Source organism: Formosa sp. S-31 (assembly GCF_051172795.1).
Taxonomy (GTDB): domain Bacteria; phylum Bacteroidota; class Bacteroidia; order Flavobacteriales; family Flavobacteriaceae; genus Formosa.
In genome coordinates, this window is record NZ_JAENDK010000003.1 from 276,845 (window position 1) to 297,551 (window position 20,707).

At 35.6% G+C, this 20,707-nt stretch carries 18 protein-coding genes; 14 read left to right on the forward strand and 4 right to left on the reverse strand.

All coding sequences use genetic code 11. From position 1 onward, the window contains the following. Positions 1-9: 9 nt before the first annotated feature. Positions 10-756, forward strand: coding sequence for a hypothetical protein (locus I3217_RS05650; RefSeq protein WP_435048774.1), 747 nt, complete (start codon positions 10-12; stop codon positions 754-756). Here I3217_RS05650 and I3217_RS05655 read toward each other — a convergent pair. Continuing rightward, positions 753-1,406 carry a TrmH family RNA methyltransferase gene (locus tag I3217_RS05655; RefSeq protein WP_435048775.1) on the reverse strand — a complete coding sequence of 218 codons (654 nt, stop codon included), beginning with the start codon at positions 1,404-1,406 and terminating at the stop codon, positions 753-755. The genes I3217_RS05650 and I3217_RS05655 overlap by 4 nt on opposite strands. Positions 1,407-1,465: 59 nt before the next feature. Here I3217_RS05655 and I3217_RS05660 point away from each other — a divergent pair, with 59 nt between their 5' ends. The 12 genes from I3217_RS05660 (at position 1,466) to I3217_RS05715 (ending at position 17,181) form a co-directional block, all read left to right on the forward strand. Then, positions 1,466-2,146 carry an SIR2 family NAD-dependent protein deacylase gene (locus I3217_RS05660; RefSeq protein ID WP_435048776.1) on the forward strand — a complete coding sequence of 227 codons (681 nt, stop codon included), beginning with the start codon at positions 1,466-1,468 and terminating at the stop codon, positions 2,144-2,146. Positions 2,147-2,224: 78 nt separating this feature from the next. Further along, a complete protein-coding gene (locus tag I3217_RS05665) occupies positions 2,225-4,441 on the forward strand; it encodes a RelA/SpoT family protein (RefSeq protein WP_435048777.1) in 2,217 nt (738 codons plus the stop codon). Between the two features lie 27 nt (positions 4,442-4,468). After that, on the forward strand, positions 4,469-4,924 hold the full coding sequence (locus I3217_RS05670; RefSeq protein WP_435048778.1) for a Fur family transcriptional regulator: 456 nt from the start codon (positions 4,469-4,471) through the stop codon (positions 4,922-4,924). A 12-nt stretch (positions 4,925-4,936) separates the two neighbouring features. After that, the gene (locus I3217_RS05675) at positions 4,937-6,208 is read left to right on the forward strand and encodes an adenylosuccinate synthase (protein WP_435048779.1); all 1,272 of its coding nucleotides are present in this window, start codon (positions 4,937-4,939) and stop codon (positions 6,206-6,208) included. Between the two features lie 131 nt (positions 6,209-6,339). Beyond that, complete coding sequence (locus I3217_RS05680; protein ID WP_435048780.1) at positions 6,340-8,160, forward strand: OstA-like protein; 1,821 nt, start codon at positions 6,340-6,342, stop codon at positions 8,158-8,160. Then, positions 8,160-9,341 (forward strand): aspartate aminotransferase family protein, encoded by a 1,182-nt coding sequence (locus I3217_RS05685; protein ID WP_435048781.1) that lies wholly within the window; start codon positions 8,160-8,162, stop codon positions 9,339-9,341. The genes I3217_RS05680 and I3217_RS05685 overlap by 1 nt, the downstream gene beginning before the upstream one ends. Positions 9,342-9,482: 141 nt before the next feature. Beyond that, positions 9,483-10,871 (forward strand): tetratricopeptide repeat protein, encoded by a 1,389-nt coding sequence (locus I3217_RS05690; protein WP_435048782.1) that lies wholly within the window; start codon positions 9,483-9,485, stop codon positions 10,869-10,871. A gap of 52 nt (positions 10,872-10,923) precedes the next feature. Continuing rightward, complete coding sequence (locus tag I3217_RS05695; RefSeq protein WP_435048783.1) at positions 10,924-11,931, forward strand: DUF368 domain-containing protein; 1,008 nt, start codon at positions 10,924-10,926, stop codon at positions 11,929-11,931. Then, positions 11,931-12,947, forward strand: a complete 1,017-nt coding sequence (locus tag I3217_RS05700; protein ID WP_435048784.1) for a DUF368 domain-containing protein — start codon at positions 11,931-11,933, stop codon at positions 12,945-12,947. The genes I3217_RS05695 and I3217_RS05700 overlap by 1 nt, the downstream gene beginning before the upstream one ends. Then, positions 12,944-13,681 carry a shikimate dehydrogenase family protein gene (locus I3217_RS05705; RefSeq protein ID WP_435048785.1) on the forward strand — a complete coding sequence of 246 codons (738 nt, stop codon included), beginning with the start codon at positions 12,944-12,946 and terminating at the stop codon, positions 13,679-13,681. Before I3217_RS05700 ends, I3217_RS05705 begins: the two co-directional genes overlap by 4 nt. Before the next feature lie 102 nt (positions 13,682-13,783). Continuing rightward, entirely contained in the window at positions 13,784-15,703 is a 1,920-nt protein-coding gene (locus tag I3217_RS05710) for a DUF349 domain-containing protein (RefSeq protein WP_435048786.1), read from the forward strand. A 206-nt stretch (positions 15,704-15,909) separates the two neighbouring features. Then, positions 15,910-17,181, forward strand: coding sequence for an NAD(P)/FAD-dependent oxidoreductase (locus I3217_RS05715; RefSeq protein ID WP_435048787.1), 1,272 nt, complete (start codon positions 15,910-15,912; stop codon positions 17,179-17,181). Position 17,182: 1 nt separating this feature from the next. Here I3217_RS05715 and I3217_RS05720 read toward each other — a convergent pair whose 3' ends face one another. The 3 genes from I3217_RS05720 to mnmD all read right to left on the reverse strand — a co-directional run bounded on the left by I3217_RS05720 (position 17,183) and on the right by mnmD (position 19,453). After that, positions 17,183-18,091: a TIGR01777 family oxidoreductase gene (locus tag I3217_RS05720; RefSeq protein WP_435048788.1), complete on the reverse strand. Its 909-nt coding sequence runs from the start codon at positions 18,089-18,091 to the stop codon at positions 17,183-17,185. 107 nt (positions 18,092-18,198) lie between these two features. After that, positions 18,199-18,768, reverse strand: coding sequence for a pentapeptide repeat-containing protein (locus tag I3217_RS05725; protein ID WP_435048789.1), 570 nt, complete (start codon positions 18,766-18,768; stop codon positions 18,199-18,201). Between the two features lie 4 nt (positions 18,769-18,772). After that, positions 18,773-19,453, reverse strand: coding sequence for a tRNA (5-methylaminomethyl-2-thiouridine)(34)-methyltransferase MnmD (gene mnmD / locus I3217_RS05730; protein WP_435048790.1), 681 nt, complete (start codon positions 19,451-19,453; stop codon positions 18,773-18,775). A 171-nt stretch (positions 19,454-19,624) separates the two neighbouring features. On the opposite strand from mnmD, the gene I3217_RS05735 reads away from it, so the two are divergent. Next, positions 19,625-20,680 (forward strand): branched-chain amino acid aminotransferase, encoded by a 1,056-nt coding sequence (locus tag I3217_RS05735; protein ID WP_435048791.1) that lies wholly within the window; start codon positions 19,625-19,627, stop codon positions 20,678-20,680. Positions 20,681-20,707: the final 27 nt, after the last annotated feature.

The following is a 20,707-nucleotide window of genomic DNA, read 5'->3' on the forward strand; positions in this document are numbered from 1 at the left end:
TTGTGTTTAATGACCAAACTAAAACTCCTACTCCTATATTTATTTCCCATAACCTTAACCGCACAAAGCATAACAGGGAAAGTGTACGATTATAAATCTAAAGTAAAAAACATAGGTGTTTTCAACCTTAACTCATACGATTATACCTATACTAATGAAGATGGTGATTTTACGATAAAAGCATCTGTTAATGATACTATCCTATTTTCATCAGAATTTTATAAACCTCAAACACTTATCGTACAAGACCAACATTTTAACACTATAAATGTTATTGAAGTAGATATTCTGGTTAACACTCTTAGCACAGTAAACCTGAGTAACACAGCTAAGTTTGATAGTAAAAAGTACCAAACGAATCTCACTACTCAAATACAAAACGACATAAAAAACAGACCTTATTTATACAGCTCAACACCAAACGCAAAAGGAGACTTAACCTTACTAATAAGACCAATTATAGATTTATTTAGATCTAAAAAAACTAAAGAAGCACCTATAAAATCAATAACTTATAAAAACCTGAATACGCTATTTAACTCCAGTACGTTTTTCAATAAAACCCTTTTAACAAACAGTTTAAATATAAAAACCAATCACATCCCTCTATTTTTCGATTATTGCGATACAAAACACCTTAATGAAGACTTACTAAAAGAGCAAAATCAAATAATACTACTGGATTCATTAATGAAGTTTAGTAAAGAGTTTAACACAAGAATTGCTGAATATGATTCAATTAGAGCTACTGATTAATTCTTATAAAACCTTTCAACAATCTCATCATAACTTTTCAGAGTCTTCTTAATCCAGTCCAGGCGTTTCTCCAATTGTTCTTTTTCCGTCAACTGCCAGTTTAAATCGGACTTTCTTAATTTTGTTGTTACATGCTGTAAAATGATAGCTGCGGAGACCGATATATTTAAACTTTCAGTAAATCCTACCATAGGGATTTTCAAAAAACTATCAGCTTCATCCAAAACCGTTTGAGACAAACCTTCAGTTTCTCTTCCAAAGAAAAAACAGGCCGGTTTCGATATATCAAAATTATGCAATTCATTATCTTTTTCATGAGGCGTAGTAGCTACAATCTGGTACCCCTTGCGCTTTAAATCTGTAATACAATCCTTAACATGATTATACCGATTCAAATCCACCCATTTCTGAGCGCCCATAGCTATTTCCCGATCTATCTTTTTTGAATTTCGTTCTTCAACAATGTTAACTTCCTGTATTCCAAAAACGTCACAACTTCGTATTACTGCGCTGGTATTATGTAACTGGTACACATCTTCCGTAGCGACGGTAAAATATTTAGTCCGTTGAGGTAAAATAGCATCAAAACGCGCTTTGCGTTCCGGCGTTAAAAGAGATTCTAAATGGTCTAAAAGTGCTTTGTCTATCATGAAAAATAAGGTCTAAATATAGAATCTTCGAATTTATAAAAATTTCTTATTTTTAAGTTATGAAACACATAGTTGTATTGAGCGGAGCAGGTATTAGTGCCGAAAGCGGTCTAAAGACATTTAGAGACGCTGACGGACTGTGGGAAGGACAAGATGTTTTAGAAGTGGCCACGCCAGAGGCGTTTGCAAAAAATCCCGAATTGGTTTTAGAATTTTACAATCAGCGCCGAAGACAACTATTGGAGGTAGAACCCAACCATGCCCATGAACACTTGGCTGAACTGGAAAAATATTTTAAAGTTAGCATTATAACTCAAAATGTAGATGATTTACATGAACGCGGCGGTAGCTCTCGTGTTATTCACCTGCATGGAGAACTCCTTAAAGCCCGCAGCAGCTACAACGAACAGGATATTTTTGAACACTGTGAAGACATAAAACTTGGAGACCTGTGTAAGGCCGGTCATCAAATAAGACCACACATTGTATGGTTTGGAGAAGCCGTTCCTATGATGGACCAAGCTATTAACATTTGCCAAACCGCCGATATTCTTATAATTATAGGAACTTCCATGCAGGTGTATCCCGCTGCATCTTTAATGCATTATGCTCCTCAGGATATTCCTATTTATTATATAGACCCCAAACCGAATAATATGAAAAATAACGGGGTTTATATTATTTCCAAAACAGCTACCGAAGGGATGAAAGACATCCTGACTATTTTAAATAATTCGTAGCCCAATTCACATTTTACAATAACTCAAAAAACAGTTAAACTGTTGTAAGTTATTTTTCTTTATACTACTTTTAATTTTATGACAGATGCCGAGATAGAACAAGAAAATGCAGCGATTGCAAAAGCTTACAAAGACCTTTTAAAAGTAAGTTACCGAACCCTTTCTGACGATGATAAAAAGCTAATTAGAAAGGCTTTCGATGTTGCTGTCGATGCCCATAAAACCCAGCGCAGAAAATCTGGAGAGGCTTATATTTTTCATCCTATAGCAGTTGCAAGACTAGTAGCTAAAGAGATTGGATTGGACGCTACCAGCATTGCTGCAGCCCTACTCCATGATGTTGTTGAAGATTGTCCCGAATATTCTATAGAAGATATTGAAAAACTCTTTGGTGCAACTGTAGCCAGAATTGTAGACGGACTTACCAAAATTTCTTCCATGCAAAAAGATATGGAAGACGTCTCCCTTCAGGCAGAAAATTTCAGAAAAATGTTGCTTACACTTAATGATGATGTTCGCGTTATCATTATTAAGATTGCAGACCGTTTGCACAATATGCAGACTATGGAATCCATGCGAGACGACAAACAGGTGAAAATTGCAAGCGAAACCCTGTACATTTATGCACCGCTGGCTCACCGTATCGGGCTGTATAATATTAAAACTGAATTAGAAGATCTCGGCTTAAAATATACCGAGCCAGAAGTTTACTACGACATCCTTAATAAAATTAAAGAAAGTAAGGAGGAACAGGACGAATACATTCGAGAGTTCAACGCCCTAATAGAAAAATCTCTGGACAAAGAAGGATTAAGCTATACCGTAAAAGGTCGCCCTAAATCCATTTTTTCCATTCGTAGAAAAATGCTGAAACAAGGCGTATCTTTCGACGAGGTTTACGATAAGTTTGCGGTTAGAATCATTTATAAAAGCGATCCTGCAAACGAAAAATTTATTGCCTGGAAAATTTATTCAATAGTTACAGACCACTTCCGTCCTAATCCTATACGATTAAGAGACTGGATTTCTTCACCTAAATCCACAGGGTACGAGGCCCTGCACATTACTGTTATGGGACCTAAAGGTCGCTGGGTAGAAGTTCAGATTCGTAGTGAACGTATGAATGAAATAGCCGAAAAAGGTTATGCTGCGCACTATAAATACAAACAGGAAGATAATAAAGAAGACAGTTTAGATGCCTGGATTGCAAAACTTCAGGAAGCGCTTGAGGGTAACGAAACCAACGCCGTTGATTTTGTAGAGCAGTTTAAACTCAATTTATACTCTAAAGAAATCTTTGTCTTTACACCGAAGGGCGATTTAAAATCTTTACCAAAAGGCGCTACTCCTCTAGACTTTGCTTTTAACATCCATACCGAAGTGGGTATGCATACCCGAGGAGCAAAAGTTAATGGAAAACTGGTACCCTTGAGTTATAAATTAAACAGTGGAGATCAGGTAGACATTTTAACCTCGGAAACAGCCAAGCCAAATGCAAACTGGCTAGAATATGCTACTACAGCACGAGCCAGAAGTAAAATTAAATCTTTACTAAAAGAAGAGAAAAAACGCATTGGCGAGGATGGTAAAGAAATTTTACGTCGTAAATTAAAACAACTAAAAATCGATTTAAACGAGAAATCGATTAATGAACTGGTAAATTATTTTAAACTAAAAACCAGTCTGGACCTCTTTTATCGTATTGGCGTTGGTTCTATAGACAACACCATGTTAAAAGGATATGCCTCTTCCAGAAGCAACGCTTTAGTTAGTTTCTTCAAAAACAAAATTACACGTCGTGCCAATATTTCTAAAGAGGAGCTGGATAAAGATGAAGTGACCTCCAAATACGATTTACTGGTTTTTGGTAAGGAGGAAGAAAAACTGGACTATAAACTTTCAAGTTGCTGTAACCCAATTCCTGGTGACCCTGTTTTTGGTTTTGTTACGGTAAATGAAGGTATAAAAGTACACAAGAAAAATTGTCCTAACTCCGTTTCTTTGCAATCCAATTATGCTTATAGAATTATTCAGGCTAAATGGATAGACTCGTCTCAGGAAGAGTTTGCTGCACAGATTATTTTATCTGGTATAGATAACATGGGGCTGGTTAATGAAGTAACCAAAATCATTTCAGCCAACATGCATGTTAACATAAAAAGTATCAGTTTTCAAACCGATGACGGTCTTTTTTCCGGTAAAATAAACGTGATTGTCAAGAATAATTCCATGTTATCAAAATTAATGACCAATCTTAAAAAAATTAATGGTATAGATAAAGTGTCTAGAGTCTAAAAATTAATGTAAATTTGCGGTGAAATTATGAGTACAAAAACAGATACAAAAAATCAGGACATTGTAAAAAATGTTTTCACTAAGTTTCTAGAAGACAAAGGGCACCGAAAAACACCGGAACGCTATGCTATATTACAGGAAATATATAATAGTGAAGAACATTTCGATATAGAATCTCTTTATTTAAATATGAAGAATAAAAAATATCGAGTGAGTCGTGCTACACTTTACAATACAATAGAACTGCTTTTAGACTGTGGTCTGGTTAGAAAACATCAGTTTGGTCAAAATCAGGCGCACTACGAAAAATCGTATTTCGACAAACAGCATGATCACGTTATCCTTACCGATACCGGAGAGGTTATCGAATTTTGCGATCCACGAATTCAATCCATAAAAAAGACCATAGAGGAAGTTTTTGATATCGAAATTAAAAACCACTCCCTTTATTTTTATGGCAACAGAAAAACTACAAACAAATAACATATTTTTAAAATGGCAGTAGATTTACTACTAGGGTTACAATGGGGAGACGAAGGCAAAGGAAAGATTGTTGATGTACTTACCTCTAAATACAATATTATTGCCCGTTTTCAAGGTGGTCCAAATGCAGGCCACACCTTAGTTTTTAACGGTAAAAAACACGTTTTACACACTATTCCTTCTGGAATTTTTCACGACGATGCTACTAACCTTGTAGGTAATGGTGTAGTTATCGACCCGGTAATTTTCAAAAAAGAATTAGATAAACTGGACGAGCAGGGTGTAGACTACAAGAAGTCTTTACTTATCTCTCGTAAAGCACATATCATTCTACCAACACACCGTTTATTAGATGCTGCCAGCGAAGCATCTAAAGGAAAAGCTAAAATCGGCTCTACCTTAAAAGGTATTGGCCCGACCTATATGGACAAAACCGGACGTAATGGTTTACGTGTTGGTGATTTAGAATTAAGCGACTGGAAAGAGCGCTACAGATCTTTAGCCGACAAACACGAAGCCATGATTGATTTTTACGATGCTGAAATTCAATACGACCTGGCCGAACTGGAAACAGAATTCTTTGAAGCTGTAAAAGTTTTAAAATCGCTTACATTCATCGATTCAGAAGAATACGTATTTCAGGCTCAAAAATCAGGAAAAACAATCTTGGCAGAAGGTGCTCAGGGTTCTTTATTAGATATCGATTTTGGAACTTACCCATTCGTAACTTCAAGCAACACTACTGCTGCCGGAGCTTGTACAGGTTTAGGTGTTGCACCTAACCAGATAGGAGAAGTATTCGGTATTTTTAAAGCCTACACCACACGTGTTGGTTCCGGCCCATTCCCTACTGAATTATTTGACGAAGATGGAGCTACCATGGCTAAAGTAGGACACGAATTCGGAGCCACTACAGGTCGTCCGCGTCGTTGTGGGTGGTTAGATCTTGTTGCTTTAAAATATGCATGTCAGGTTAATGGTGTTACACAATTAATGATGATGAAAGCCGATGTTTTATCTGGGTTTAAATCTTTAAAAGTGTGTACTGCTTATAAATATAAAGGAGAAGTTATTGAGCATTTCCCTTATAATATTGAACCTGAAAATGTAGAACCTGTTTATACAGAGTTTGAAGGCTGGAGCGAAGACTTAACTAAAATGTCTAACGACTCTGAATTACCTAAAGCATTAAACGATTATATCGTATTTTTAGAAAAGGCCCTAGAAACACCTATTACAATTGTTTCTGTAGGTCCTGACAGAAAAGAAACGATCTTCAGATAATATTGTTCTTTGGACAACTCATTTAAAAGCCTGCTTGATACTGTTGTTAAGCAGGCTTTTTTTATCCTAAAACTTTTATAATGGGCTTGGCAAATCATATATATGCTTATTTTTGTTACAAAATTTTTAATTTGAAAACAGCACAGTTTTTATTTATATTTTTAAGCTTCTTCGTATTAAGCTCTCAGGCTGTTAAAGCGCAACAACAGAGTCAAAAACGAATTCAAATAGAATACTCCGGATTTTTAACCTTCGATGAAGCGAAATATCCCGGAGCGAAAGTATTAACTCGAGACGATTCCGGACAGATTCATATTGTACATGAAGGCGTTAACATGTGGTGCGATCAAGCCATACACTACGGTAATGAAGATTTTATAGAAGCCTACGGTCATGTAAAAATGAAGCAGGGAGATACTATTAATATGAATGCCAAATATGTAGAATATAGCGGTAAAACCAAATTAGCATTTGCCAGTGGCGATGTGATATTAACAGAACCCAGTTCGGTTTTAACTACCGATACTTTATTTTTCGACCGTGCCAAGCAACAGGCTTTTTATAAAACAGGAGGTAAAGTTGTTCGCGACTCTTCCGGCACTATTACCAGCAGAATTGGTCGTTACTATATGAACGAAAAAAAATATCAGTTTGTAAGCAATGTTAATCTGGTAAATCCTGAATACATTCTTAACACGGAACAACTGGATTATTATACACAAAATGCTCTGGCCTATATGTACGGACCTAGTACTATAACCGGAGAAACATCTAAAATATATTGTGAACGTGGCTTCTACGACACTCAGAATGATACGGGATATTTTATAAAGAATTCGCGTATAGATTATGATAACCGTGTGGTTGAAGGCGATAGTTTATATTTTAATCGAAATACCAGTTTTGCCTCGGCTACAAACAACATTAAAGTCACAGATACGCTTAACAACAGTGTTATTCGAGGACATTACGCAGAAGTATATCGTGAAAAAGATTCGGTTTTTATTACGAAACGTGCTCTGGCCATCACCGTTCAGGAACGGGACTCGCTATATGTACACGGCGACACTTTAATGGTAACCGGTAAACCGGAACACCGTATAACCAGAGCCTTTAGAAATGTAAAAATGTACAAATCTGATATGAGTGGAAAAGCAGACTCTATCCATATGGATCAACAAACAGGTTTAACCCAACTTATAAACTTAGGGCGCCTGGCACCCAAAGACAATTTCGCCGTAAAACGCAGGCCCATTATCTGGAATTACGACAACCAAATGACAGGAGATACGATTTTATTAAAGTCCAATAATAAAACCGAAAAACTGGATTCCTTAATCGTTTTTAACAATGCCTTTATTATAAGTAAAGACACTGTAGGAGATGACTACAACCAGATTACAGGACAAAAATTATATGGTTTGTTTAACGAACAAAACAAATTAAAACAGGTGGATATCATTAAAAATGCCGAATCGATATACTATGCCAGAAACGACAAACAGGAATTAATAGGAATAGAAAAATCAAAATCAGCCAATATTTCTATGTTTTTCGATGGCAACGAAATTGTAGAACTTCGAAAAATTAATCAGGTAGACGGCACACTATTCCCGGAGTCGAAATATCCGCAAAACGCAAAAAAATTAAGAGGATTCGATTGGCGCGAAGACGAACGCCCCAGAAGTGTTGACGATTTATTTAAAGACGATCCCCCTTTAAACCTACCTGTAATAAAAGGTCTGGATCCTTACGTGCCGCAAACAGATTTTTTTGATACCTCTCTGCGAGAGCGTGCCGAAAAAGCTGAAGAACAAAATAAGGCAAAGAATATTCAGAAACCGTCTAAAGCCTCCAGACATTTACCATTACAAAATCAAGATTCCATCTCGAAACAGTTAAAAGCCGGGGTTCCGCAGAAGCCATTAAAACCAAAAGACACTTTAAATTAATGAAATCCGATTTCTTTAAATATCAGGCACAAACCTCTCCATACCCACTGGCTATGGAAATTTCTCATGCTAAAGGTTCTTATATTTTTGACACAGACAATAAAGCCTATCTCGACTTTGTTGCAGGCGTTTCTGCCTGTTCTCTGGGGCACTGCCATCCTAAAGTTGTTACTGCAATAAAAGACCAACTGGATCGCTATATGCATGTTATGGTTTATGGAGAATATATACAGCAACCCGCGGTTGAACTCGCTAAATTTATTGCCGACCATACTCCGGAACCTCTGGAGCAAACCTATTTAACCAATTCCGGGACCGAAGCTATAGAGGGCGCTCTTAAACTAGCGAAACGTGCTACTGGTCGCTCGGAAATTATTGCTGCAAATCACGCTTACCATGGAAATACAATGGGGTCGATGAGTGTGATGGGATTCGAAGAACGCAAACAGGCTTACAGACCTCTAGTACCCGGAACAAAATTTATTCAATTTAACAACGAAGACGATTTACAGGAAATCACCTCTAAAACAGCCGCTGTAATATTGGAAACCATACAAGGAGGTGCCGGATTTTTAGAACCTAAAAACAACTATTTAAAAAAAGTAAAAGCGAAATGTGACGCTGTAGGCGCTTTATTAATCCTGGACGAAATTCAGCCAGGTATTGGTAGAACAGGAAAGCTTTTTGGATTTGAAAATTATAATTGTACGCCTGACATTGTAGTTATGGGCAAAGGTCTTGGTGGCGGCATGCCTATTGGTGCATTTACCACATCTACAGCCCTTATGTCACATTTAAAAGAAAACCCAAAAATGGGTCATATCACCACGTTTGGCGGTCACCCTGTCATTGCTGCTGCCGCTTTGGCCACCTTAAAGGAAATAACCCTTACGCCATTAATGCAGGAAACTTTAGAAAAAGAACAATTATTCCGCGAATTACTGGTGCATCCTTTAATTACAGAAATACGAGGTAAAGGCCTGATGCTCGCTGCCTTAACTCCAAGTGCAGACATTACCAACCAGGTCATCTTAGAAGCTCAAAACCAAGGCCTTATATCGTTTTGGTTACTTTTCGAACCCAGAGCTATTAGGATAACACCTCCTTTAACCATTTCAAAAGAAGAAATAAAAATTGGTTGTGGCATTATTCTTGATATTTTAAACCGCATAAACAACTAGAAATCACAAAAATATATAGCATTTTAATCCCATTTTAGTTTAACTGTTGATTACTTTGTTAAAAACATTTAGTTTTTCAACCAAAAATAAAAGGATTAGAACGCTAAATTTAATGGTATTAGAAACCATATAAATGCGCCTATGGAGTTCAGACCTAACAACAACGAATTACCTCTTACCAAATTTGAATCGATGCTTAAAACCAATAATGTTTTATTTTTTGATTCTGAAGAATTCGAAAACATTATTCACTACTATCTAGACTTAGGCAAGATAGCACTCGCGAAAAAAGCCATTAAATTAGGTTTAGACCAGCATCCTTCCTCCACTAATTTAAAATTATTCAGAGTTGAGGTTTTTGTTTTTGAAAACAAACTTGAAGAAGCCGACGCCTTACTTAATGACTTATATATTCTTGAACCTAATAACGAGGAAATTTATATCCAAAAGGCCAATATACTTTCTAAAAGAGATCAGCACGAGGACGCTATAGACCTGTTAAAAAAGGCTATTGAATTATCTGATGACGATGTAGCCGATTTATATTCCCTTATCGGGATGGAATACCTGTTTCTCGACAAATTTGAAGACGCAAAATACAATTTCATAAAATGCCTTGAAGCTGATTTAGACGATTATTCCGCGCTTTATAATATGGTGTATTGTTTCGAATTTCTGGAGCAGCACGAAGAAGCGATTGAATATCTAAACATTTACTTAGACAAAAACCCGTATAGCGAAGTTGCCTGGCATCAGTTAGGCAAACAATATTATGCTCTAAAAAACTATAAAAAAGCAGTTGCCGCTTTTGATTTTGCTATAATTTCTGACGATACTTTTGTTGGGGCTTATATAGAAAAAGGGAAAGTTCTTGAAAAATTAAAGCGTTTCAATGAGGCTATAGAAAGTTATTCCACATCCTTATCTTTAGAAGATCCAACATCATTCGCCTTGTTAAGAATTGGCCATTGTCACGAAAAATTAGGAAACCACGACTTAGCGGTTCAGTACTTCTATAAAACCGTTCACGAGGATCCTTTATTAGATAAAGGCTGGGTGGCCATAACCAAGTTTTACATTAAACAACGCAATTATCAAAAAGCGTTGCATTACATAAATAAAGCTATTAATATTGATAGTGAAAATGTAAAATACTGGAAATTATACGGACAGATTAATCACAGATTAGGCTTCTTGGAAGCGGCAGAACAAGGCTTTAAAAAAACACTGGAATTAGGAAATTACGAATTAAATACCTGGTTAACCCGATGTGATATCTTAATAAAAATCGGAGAACAGGAAGCTGCAATTTACAACTTGTTGCAGGCAATTGAATTCTATCCGGAAAATGCCGAAATAGAATTTAGATTAGCAGGTCTCTATCATGTCGAAAACGAACAGGAAAAGGCTACATTTCACCTTAAAAATGCTTTAATCTATAATCCGGATTATATTTTCATCATTGAAGAACTATTTCCTGAGACCTATAAATCCACTTTTGTAAAAAAAGTACTAAACCCTAAAGAATAATACACTGTCAACCTAAAATTCATACCTTTGGTTTTAAAATTAAAACCAACTAATGCAACGACAGTTAAAAGATTATTTTATAATATCTTTAAAAGGCCTGGCCATGGGAGCTGCAGATGCAGTACCCGGCGTTTCCGGAGGAACTATAGCTTTTATTTCTGGGATTTATGAAGAGCTAATTGCGACTATAAGCAACATTAACAAATCCCTGTTTCAAACCCTTTTTAAAAACGGATTCAGTGCATTTTGGACACAGCTAAATGGCAATTTTTTATTAGCTCTTCTTACAGGAATTATTATAAGCTTTGTAAGCTTTATGCGTCTGGCTAAATATTTATTAGAGCATCAGCCTGTTTTAATATGGTCATTTTTCTTTGGTCTTATTATTGCCAGTATTTATTTCGTTGGTAAACAAATTCAAAAATGGAATCTAGCCACAATAGTTAGTCTTATTCTGGGAGCTGTTATCGCTTTTTACATTACAACCCTACCCTCGCTAAACGGTAGTAACTCTACCTGGTTTTTATTTTTTGCCGGAGCTCTGGCCATTTGTGCCATGATTTTACCAGGAATTTCAGGTTCTTTTATACTCGTTATCTTAGGTGCTTATAAAACACTAAGTGATGCACTTCACGATTTTGATTTTAAGAAAATAGTTTTGTTTGCATCAGGTGCTTTAATAGGACTACTCAGCTTTAGCCACCTTTTAAAATGGTTATTCAAAAACTATCACAATACGACTTTAGCTTTGCTTACCGGATTTATATTCGGGTCCTTAAATAAAGTCTGGCCCTGGAAATTGACCCAAACTGTACTGGAAAAGGATAGCGGACGTGTTTTACCTTTTTCAGACGTTTCTGACTTAGGAACCTTATCTATTTTCGAAAAAAAGCAGAACCTATCAGAAGTATATAAAGTTGTGAGCGAATCAAGCTCCTGGCCAACAACTTATGCTGATTTAAACTATGTAAATGCTCAGATTTTACCCGCAATAGTTTTAATGGTTATTGGATTTTTAACCATTTTTATTCTAGAAAAATTAGGCAATCAGGACAGCTAATGGAAAGTACCCGCACATTATCAGATAAGATTTTTCTGGTCCTGAAAGGATTAGGAATGGGAGCAGCAAATAAGGTGCCTGGTGTTTCTGGTGGTGTGGTAGCGTTCGTTTCCGGATTCTATGAAGAATTTATTTATTCGCTTCAGAAAATAAATGGTAAAGCCTTTAAACTTTTAATAAACGGAAGATTTAAAAGCTTTTACCAATATGTAAACGGAAAGTTTCTCGGACTCCTTTTTCTGGGGATGATTATCAGCTATTTCAGTGTTTCAAAAATTTTAGATTATCTTATTGAAAATTACGAACTCTATGTCTGGAGTGTGTTTTTTGGTATGATTATAGGCTCTATTTTTTATATCAGCAAAGAATTTAAAGACTGGAATTATAAAACATATACTGCCATAATTATAGGGTCTATTTTAGGTATCAGTATTAGTTTTTTAGAGCCTGCTACAGAAAATGACAATTTATGGTTTGTGTTTTTTTGTGGCATTATTAGCGTTTCCGGAATGACTTTACCCGGATTTTCAGGATCCTTTATATTGATGCTTATCGGGAATTACGTCCTTCTTTTAGTTGACTCTGTAAATGCCCTATCGGATTCTTTTATGGATATTATAAGAGGTGATTTTAGTTTTATTCACGACCCTGCCCGGATTAATTTATTAAAAGTTTTATGTGTATTCACTTTAGGCTCGGTTACAGGATTAGTAACCTTTTCCCATTTACTTAGCTACATTTTAAAACATTACAAAAGCATAACCATGGCCTCTATAATAGGATTTATTATTGGCTCTCTTGGAGTTGTGTGGCCATGGAAAAAAACAATTTTTAAAACGTTGTCAAATGGCGAGTTTGTACTGGATTCTACCGGATCAAAAATTATAACTAACTATACCAGATATATTCCCGATTTTAACACCGAAACCTTATTTGCCATAGGTTTTATTATATTAGGCATTGCTATTGTTTTGGCTTTAGAATTATACGGACAAAAAACCAGACGAATGAAATGAAAAAATTAGGTCTTGTAGGACGAAACATCTCCTACTCTTTCTCGAATGCGTATTTTAATAAGAAATTTAAAGATTTAAACATCGAAGATGTATCCTATCAGAATTTCGATATTCAGGATATCTCAGAATTTCCTTCAATATTACAAACTCACCCGCAACTAAAAGGATTAAATGTAACCATCCCTTATAAAGAACAGGTCATTCCATTTCTATCAAAACTCAATAAAAAAGCAGCTAAAATAGGGGCTGTAAACACCATAAAAATTTCAAAAAAAGGCAAGCTTACCGGTTATAACACCGATTATTACGGCTTTAAAAAATCACTGGAACCATTCATAAAATCGCACCATAAAACCGCTTTGATTTTAGGAACAGGTGGCGCGAGTAAAGCGGTTGCCTATGCATTAAAGAAACTGAAAATAAAATATAAGTTTGTTTCAAGAACCCCTAAAAACAACCAGACTATAAGTTACGATAGTCTGGATAACACAATTATCGCCGAGCATAAAATCATAGTAAATTGTTCGCCCGTTGGCACATTTCCAAATATTACCGATTGCCCGAATATTCCTTACGACGGCATAGGCAAAGACCATATTCTTTACGATTTAATTTATAACCCAGAAGAAACCCAATTCCTAAAACACGGTAAAACCAGACAGGCTACAACTGTTAATGGTTTAAACATGCTGGTATTTCAGGCAGAAGAAGCCTGGAGAATATGGAATTTATAAAGCAATAAACATAAAATATTTAAAGATTCCAGGCCTTTGTAATTATAAGACTTGTTATTATCTTTAGAAACTAAATATTAATGAACTTAAACATTTTTTAAAATGTCAGAGCAAGATAACCTACAACCTGTAGACGGAAACGAAGAAAACAAAACAAACTTGGAACCTGCCAACACCGGACAGGATCAGAATCGCACGGCTACTCCTTTGGAAGCAATTAAAAATGAAGATGTCGTATTCGAAGAAATTGAAGCTTCGAATGCCGAAGATGCCGAAGACGAAGGAAACAACGACAGACACACTATTCCATTTAAGGAATACGATACTATGTCGTTAGAGGCCTTGGCTATAGAACTGGAAAAATTATTAGCCAACGAAAAAGTTCAGGCGATAAAAAACCATGTTAACAGTATTAAAGAGGAGTTCAACTCAAAATTCAATGCACTTGTAGAAGAGAAGAAAGAAGATTTTTTAAACGACGGAGGAAACGAAATAGATTTCTATTATTCCAATCCCATTCAAAAACGGTTTAAAAATGCTTACAAAGACTACCGCAATAAGCTGCATGCTCATTATAAAAACATAGAGAGTAATCTAAAAACAAATCTTGAAAAACGCCTTGAGATTATTGAGGAAATAAAAGGTCTTATTAATGTAGAAGAAAACATTAACACAACATATAAACATTTTAAAGACCTTCAGGAACAATGGCGAAATGCGGGGCCTATACCAAGAGACAAATACAATAATGCCTGGAACAGCTACCACCATCATGTAGAAATTTTCTATGACTTCTTACATTTAAATCGCGATTTAAGAGACTTGGATTTTAAACACAATTTAGAATTGAAGTTGAAAATTATTGAGCGTGCCGAAGAACTCGCAAAAGACGAAGACACCAATCGTTCGTTTAGAGAATTACAGGTGTTACACAAAATGTGGAAAGAAGAATTAGGTCCGGTATCTAAAGAGTATCGCGAAGAAATCTGGAACAGATTTAAAGCTGCCACAAAAACTATTCATAATAAACGACAGGCTTATTATGAACAGTTAGATAAGGTGTACGAGAAAAACCTTGAAAAGAAGCAAGACATTATAGCCAAGATAGAAGCTATTACAACACAGGGAGCTAAATCGCATAACGGCTGGCAATCAAAAATTAAAGAAGTTGAACAATTAAGAGAAGACTTTTTTAGTGCAGGAAAGGTGCCTCTTAAAGTAAATGAAGCTACCTGGCAAAAATTTAAGGAAACTGTTAGAGCGTTTAACAGAAAGAAAAATGTGTTCTACAAAAACTTAAAGAAAGAACAGTTTGACAATCTTCAGAAAAAGCTGGATCTTATTCAAATTGCCGAAGACAATAAAGACAGCGAAGACTACCAGGTTACAACGCCGCTAATGAAAAAAATACAAAGCGACTGGAAAAAAATTGGTCACGTCCCTAGAAAAGACAGCGATAAAATCTGGAAACGTTTTAAAACAGCATGTAATGCTTATTTCGACAAAATTCATTCGAAAAAAGATGCGGAAAACAAAGTAGAAAATGAAGCTTACAAGGCCAAAACCGAACTTCTGGAAAAACTAAAATCGCTTAAGTTTTCGGGAGAAAAAGAAGCCGATCTGGAACTTATTAAATCGTGTATAACCGAATGGCAATCTTTAGGCAAAGTTCCAAACAACAAAAGGTATATTGAAGGTAAATTTAATAAGGCGCTTGACGAGTTGTTTTCAAGTATAAAAATTAATAAAAACGAAGCAGAGCTTATTAAATTCGATAATAAGATAGATGAATTAAATAATGCTTCAGATTCCAGATATCTCGATAACGAACGTGCATTTATCAGGAAAAAAATCGACGAAATTAAAGGTGAAATTAATCAGTTGGAAAACAACCTGCAATTCTTCACCAACGTTGAAGACGATAACCCATTAGTAAAAGAAGTGCATTCCAATATTAAAAAGCATAAGGACGATTTAAAGCTTTGGAAAACCAAGCTTACTAAAATTAAAGCTTTATACTAGATACAAAATTATCATTTACACTAAAAATCCTATCACATAAACTGATAGGATTTTTTGTTTTAAAACCACTGTAGTTTCTCTAAAAATGAATGAAAACGTTTGAATTTAAAAAGAAAAAAATATTATAAAAATCTTAAGAACTGTTTGGGGTTTATTGAAAAAAATGAGCGCTATCTTTATGTTACTTTTCGATAAAACCCTAAAAAATGGAACGCAAACAAACAGTTGTAATTGTTGGTGGTGGATTTGCTGGTTTAGAATTAATAAAACAGTTAAAACACGCCAAACAGTATCAGGTTATATTAGTAGATTTAAACAATTATAACTTCTTCCCGCCTCTATTATATCAGGTGGCCTCAGGGTTTATGGAGCCTTCGGCCATAAGTTATCCCTTCAGGAAAATATTGCGAGGAAATAAAAATGTAAAATTCAGATTAGGAGAACTTCAGCAGGTTATCCCTTCAGAAAATAAAATAATTTTAAGTAATGGTGAGCTGAATTATGATTATCTGGTAATGGCTACTGGGGCTGAAACCAATTTTTTTGGTAACAAAAATATTGAAAACCATAGTTTGCCAATGAAAACTATTTCTGACGCATTAATGCTGAGAAATTTAATCTATACCCGACTGGAACGTGCTACCAGAATAGATGACTTAGAGCAGCGAAAAAAACTTTTATCCTTCGTTATTGCTGGTGCTGGACCTACAGGTGTAGAGCTTTCTGGGATATTTGCAGAGATGCAGGTAAACATTCTTGAAAAAGATTATCCTGAACTTTCTAAAAACGATCTGGGTGGCATTTTCTTAATCGATGGTCAGGATGCTGTGTTGGCAGCCATGTCTAAAAAAACTCAGGGCTATACCTATATACAATTAGAAAAATTAGGGGTAAAGATTAAGTTGAACACTTTTGTAAAAGACTTCGTTAATGACGTGGTATATCTGTCTGACGGGACTGAAATTCAATCAAGAAATCTTATTTGGGCAGCAGGAGTTTCTGCCAGAACTTTCGCCGGTTTCACTCCCGAAAATTATGGTCGCGGAAAACGTTTAAAAACGAATGCGTTTAACTTAGTTGAAGGATACGATAACATATTTGCTATTGGAGATTCTGCACTAGTTTCGGGAGATACAAATTATCCGGACGGACACCCACAACTTGCTCAGGCAGCTATACAACAGGCTCATAATCTCGGACGCAATTTATGCAAAGAAAAATCTACCTGGACACCTTTTAAATATACCGATAAAGGTTCCATGGCTATTATTGGAAGAAACAAAGCCGTTACTGACGGGCCTAATCAGAAATTCTTTTTAAAAGGCTTTATTGCCTGGTTTGTATGGATTTTTGTTCATATTATGTCTTTGGTTAACTTTAGAAATCGTATGCGTGCGCTATACGACTGGACTGGATATTACATTTATAAAGACCAATCATTTAGAATGATTATTAAACCTAAAGACAATAATAAATAGATTAATTTAAAAGATCATCCAAAGCATTCTGAAGGTTATTATATTTAAAATAAAAGCCTTCAGTTTCTATTTTTTTAGAGCTTACCCGCTGACTGGAAAATAGTAAGTTATGCATTTCTCCCAGTGCCAGTTTCATAACGGTTTTAGGCACATGTGGCAGCAACAAAGGTTTATCCAGAGCTTTAGCAATCGTTTTGGTTAATTCGGCATTCGTCACCGGGTTAGGAGCTACGGCATTATAAACACCTTCCAGCCTGTATTTTAAAATATAAAGAAAAATACGAACCACATCATCCACATGTATCCAGGACTGCCATTGCTCACCACAGCCCATCACTGCCCCCATTCCATAATCTATAGGCCGCTTTATCTCTGGAAAGGCTCCGCCTTCTTTAGCTAAAACCAATCCTATTCGGACTTTTGCTACCGGAATATTTAAACTGAAAAACGCATCCACTTCATCTTCCCAGGCTTTTACCACATCTGCCAAAAATGAATCATCTCGTTCATTTTCGGTTTCCTCGTAATACTTGGTTAACGAATCAGGATAAATATTAATTCCACTGGCTGAAATAAACTGATGAATACTATGACTCTGCAGGCTTTTTATACTGCGATGCAACAACCTGGTTGATTGCGTACGACTTTCTAAAATTTCCTTTTTGTAAGATTTAGTCCACCGCTTTGAAACTGAAGCCCCTGCAAGGTGAATTATTACTTCGGTGCCATCAAAACATTCCAGATCAATATCCTGTGTATCCGGATTCCAGTAATAGCCTTTATAATTCGCTTTCCTTTCAATTTTATCTTTACTGGTTGTTAGGTACTTTACAGCAAGATCTTTGCGAAGACACGCTTTCACAATCTTACTCCCTAAAAGACCTGTAGCTCCGGTAATCAATACACTCATCCTAGAATATTTCCTACAAAAATACCAAATCCCTTTACGCCTACAGCGCTCATTAAGTTAGCTTTAACACTAATAAACCAAAACTTTAATACTTATTAACTTATGACCTATTTTATTTGAAGTTTATACTTTACTAATAGTCCTTCAAGACCTTCTTTAGAAAATTTCGCACCCTTAATTTGATTAGCTTCTGGGTCTATGGTAAAATTATAGGCAGTTGTAAAATCGGCCTGGATTAATAAGGCATGAGAAAATTCTGTATGTAAAAGATTCGTATCCTCAAATAAAGCCTTACTAAGATCTGTTTCATTAAATACTGCGTTTTGAAGATCACAGGATACAAAACGAATCCCTTTCAGTTTTAAAAAATCAAAACTAGTCATTTGTAAATTACAGGAAGTAAAATTTATATTTAATAAAAATGTACTGATGCTTTTAAAAGCAAGTCCCAACAATTTACAATCTGAAAACTGAACTCCATTAAACGTCGTATTCTTAATTTGAGCATTACTTAAGTTACATTCCAAAAATTCACAATCGGTAAACACAATGCCGGATAAATTACTATTGGAAAAATCGCAATATTCAAAAGTACAACTGTCGTATTCGGCAATAGATAAAGCAGTTACGGTATAATCTATATTCTTAAAATTTTGATCTATTGTTATGGATTCCATTATTTTATTCTGGTTTTGTTGCCCTAAGCATTTCTCGTTTTCCCGGTGGTCCTTCTAAACGTTCTACACTAAAACCGACTGACTGCATCGCTCTTCTGGCTTTACCTTGCGCACAATACGTTACTAAAACGCCTCCTGGTTTTAAAGCTTTATACATACTTAAAAACATAGCTTCCTCCCAAAGTTCCGGTTGCACTCGAGGGCCAAAAGCATCGTAGTAAACAATATCGAATTGATTTTCAGAGTTAATCTTATTAAAAGTATTATCTACTTTCTTTAAACTGAATTTTTCATTAATATTAATATAATGCTCCCATTCGGCAAGATGTAATTGATAAAACAAGGCTTTATGCGCTCCGGATTCAACCAATGAATAAAAATTAATATGTTCTAAATCTTCCAGCAATACCGGATATGCTTCTACACCTTCATATTGAATTTTAAAATTAAGCTTTGGCCCTTCAAGACATGTTAAAAAAGCATTAAGCCCAGTACCAAATCCAATTTCTAAAATGGTACAGGATTCAGGTTTTGTAGATTTAGAATTAAAATGTAAAAGTCCAGATTTAATAAAAACATGCAACGCCTCATTTATAGCGCCATGCCTGGAATGATAGGTTTCATCCAGTTCTGGCACATATATCGTTGAAGACCCGTCCGATGTTTTTATATATTCCCGTTTCACAATAAAATTAAGGTTTAGAGTTCTAAATTGTTTCCAAAATGGAACACGATTTTAAGCGCCTTGGCGTAAAATAATAGCGTATAAATATAAAGTATATTATAATTTTTTTCAGAATTTTATAGTACTTTTAGCTCTTATATAATAAGCGTTTAATTCGTAAATTTTAAGATTTTGACCAATACTATTGAAATTACAAAAGCAAATTCCAGTAAGATACAAGATGTCGATTTTGAAAATTTGTCTTTTGGTAAAGTATTTACCGATCACATGTTTGAATGTGAATTTAAAAACGGCGCCTGGCAAGAGCCAAAAATTGTGCCTTACGGACCTTTAACCATGGAACCGTCTGCTCGCGTGTTGCATTACGGACAGGCTGTATTTGAAGGCATGAAGGCTTATAAAGACGATAATAATCAGGTCTGGTTATTTAGACCAGAAGAAAACCTTAGGCGTATAAACAAATCGGCCAAACGTTTGGCAATGCCGGAATTCCCGGAAGATGTATTTATGGACGGCTTAAAAACCCTTTTAAAGTTAGATGAAGCCTGGGTTAAACCTGGCTTTGGAAATTCGTTATACATTCGCCCTTTTGTTATAGCTACTGAACCTGCCATAGCAGCTTCACCTGCTTTAGAATATAAATTTCTGATTATTTGTTCCCCAGCACAATCTTATTATTCTGGTGATGTAAGAGTTATGGTAGCAGAGAAATTTAGTAGATCGGCTAATGGAGGTGTTGGTTATGCAAAAGCAGCAGGAAATTATGCTGCTCAGTTTTACCCTACTGCATTGGCTAACGAAGAAGGCTACCAACAAATTATCTGGACAGATGCAGACACTCATCAGTATCTGGAAGAGGCAGGAACTATGAACGTGTTTTTTAGAATTAACGACACGTTAATTACTGCTCCTACCAGTGATAGAATTTTAGACGGAATTACCAGAAAAAGTATTATTCAGATTGCTGAAGATTCAGGAATTAAAGTAGAAGTTAGACCTATTACGATTACAGAATTAAAAGAAGCCAGTAAAAATGGTTCTCTTAAAGAAATTTTTGGATCGGGAACAGCAGCGGTAGTAAGTCCAATATGTGCATTCGCTCATAAAGATGAAGTCTTCGATATTCCTAAACAGGATCCTTCGTTTGCATCGCAATTCAAAGAAAAGCTACTTAACATCCAATACAATAAGGCAGAAGACCCTTATGGTTGGAGACAAAGTATATAAAACTAAAAAGCTGTCTATATAGACAGC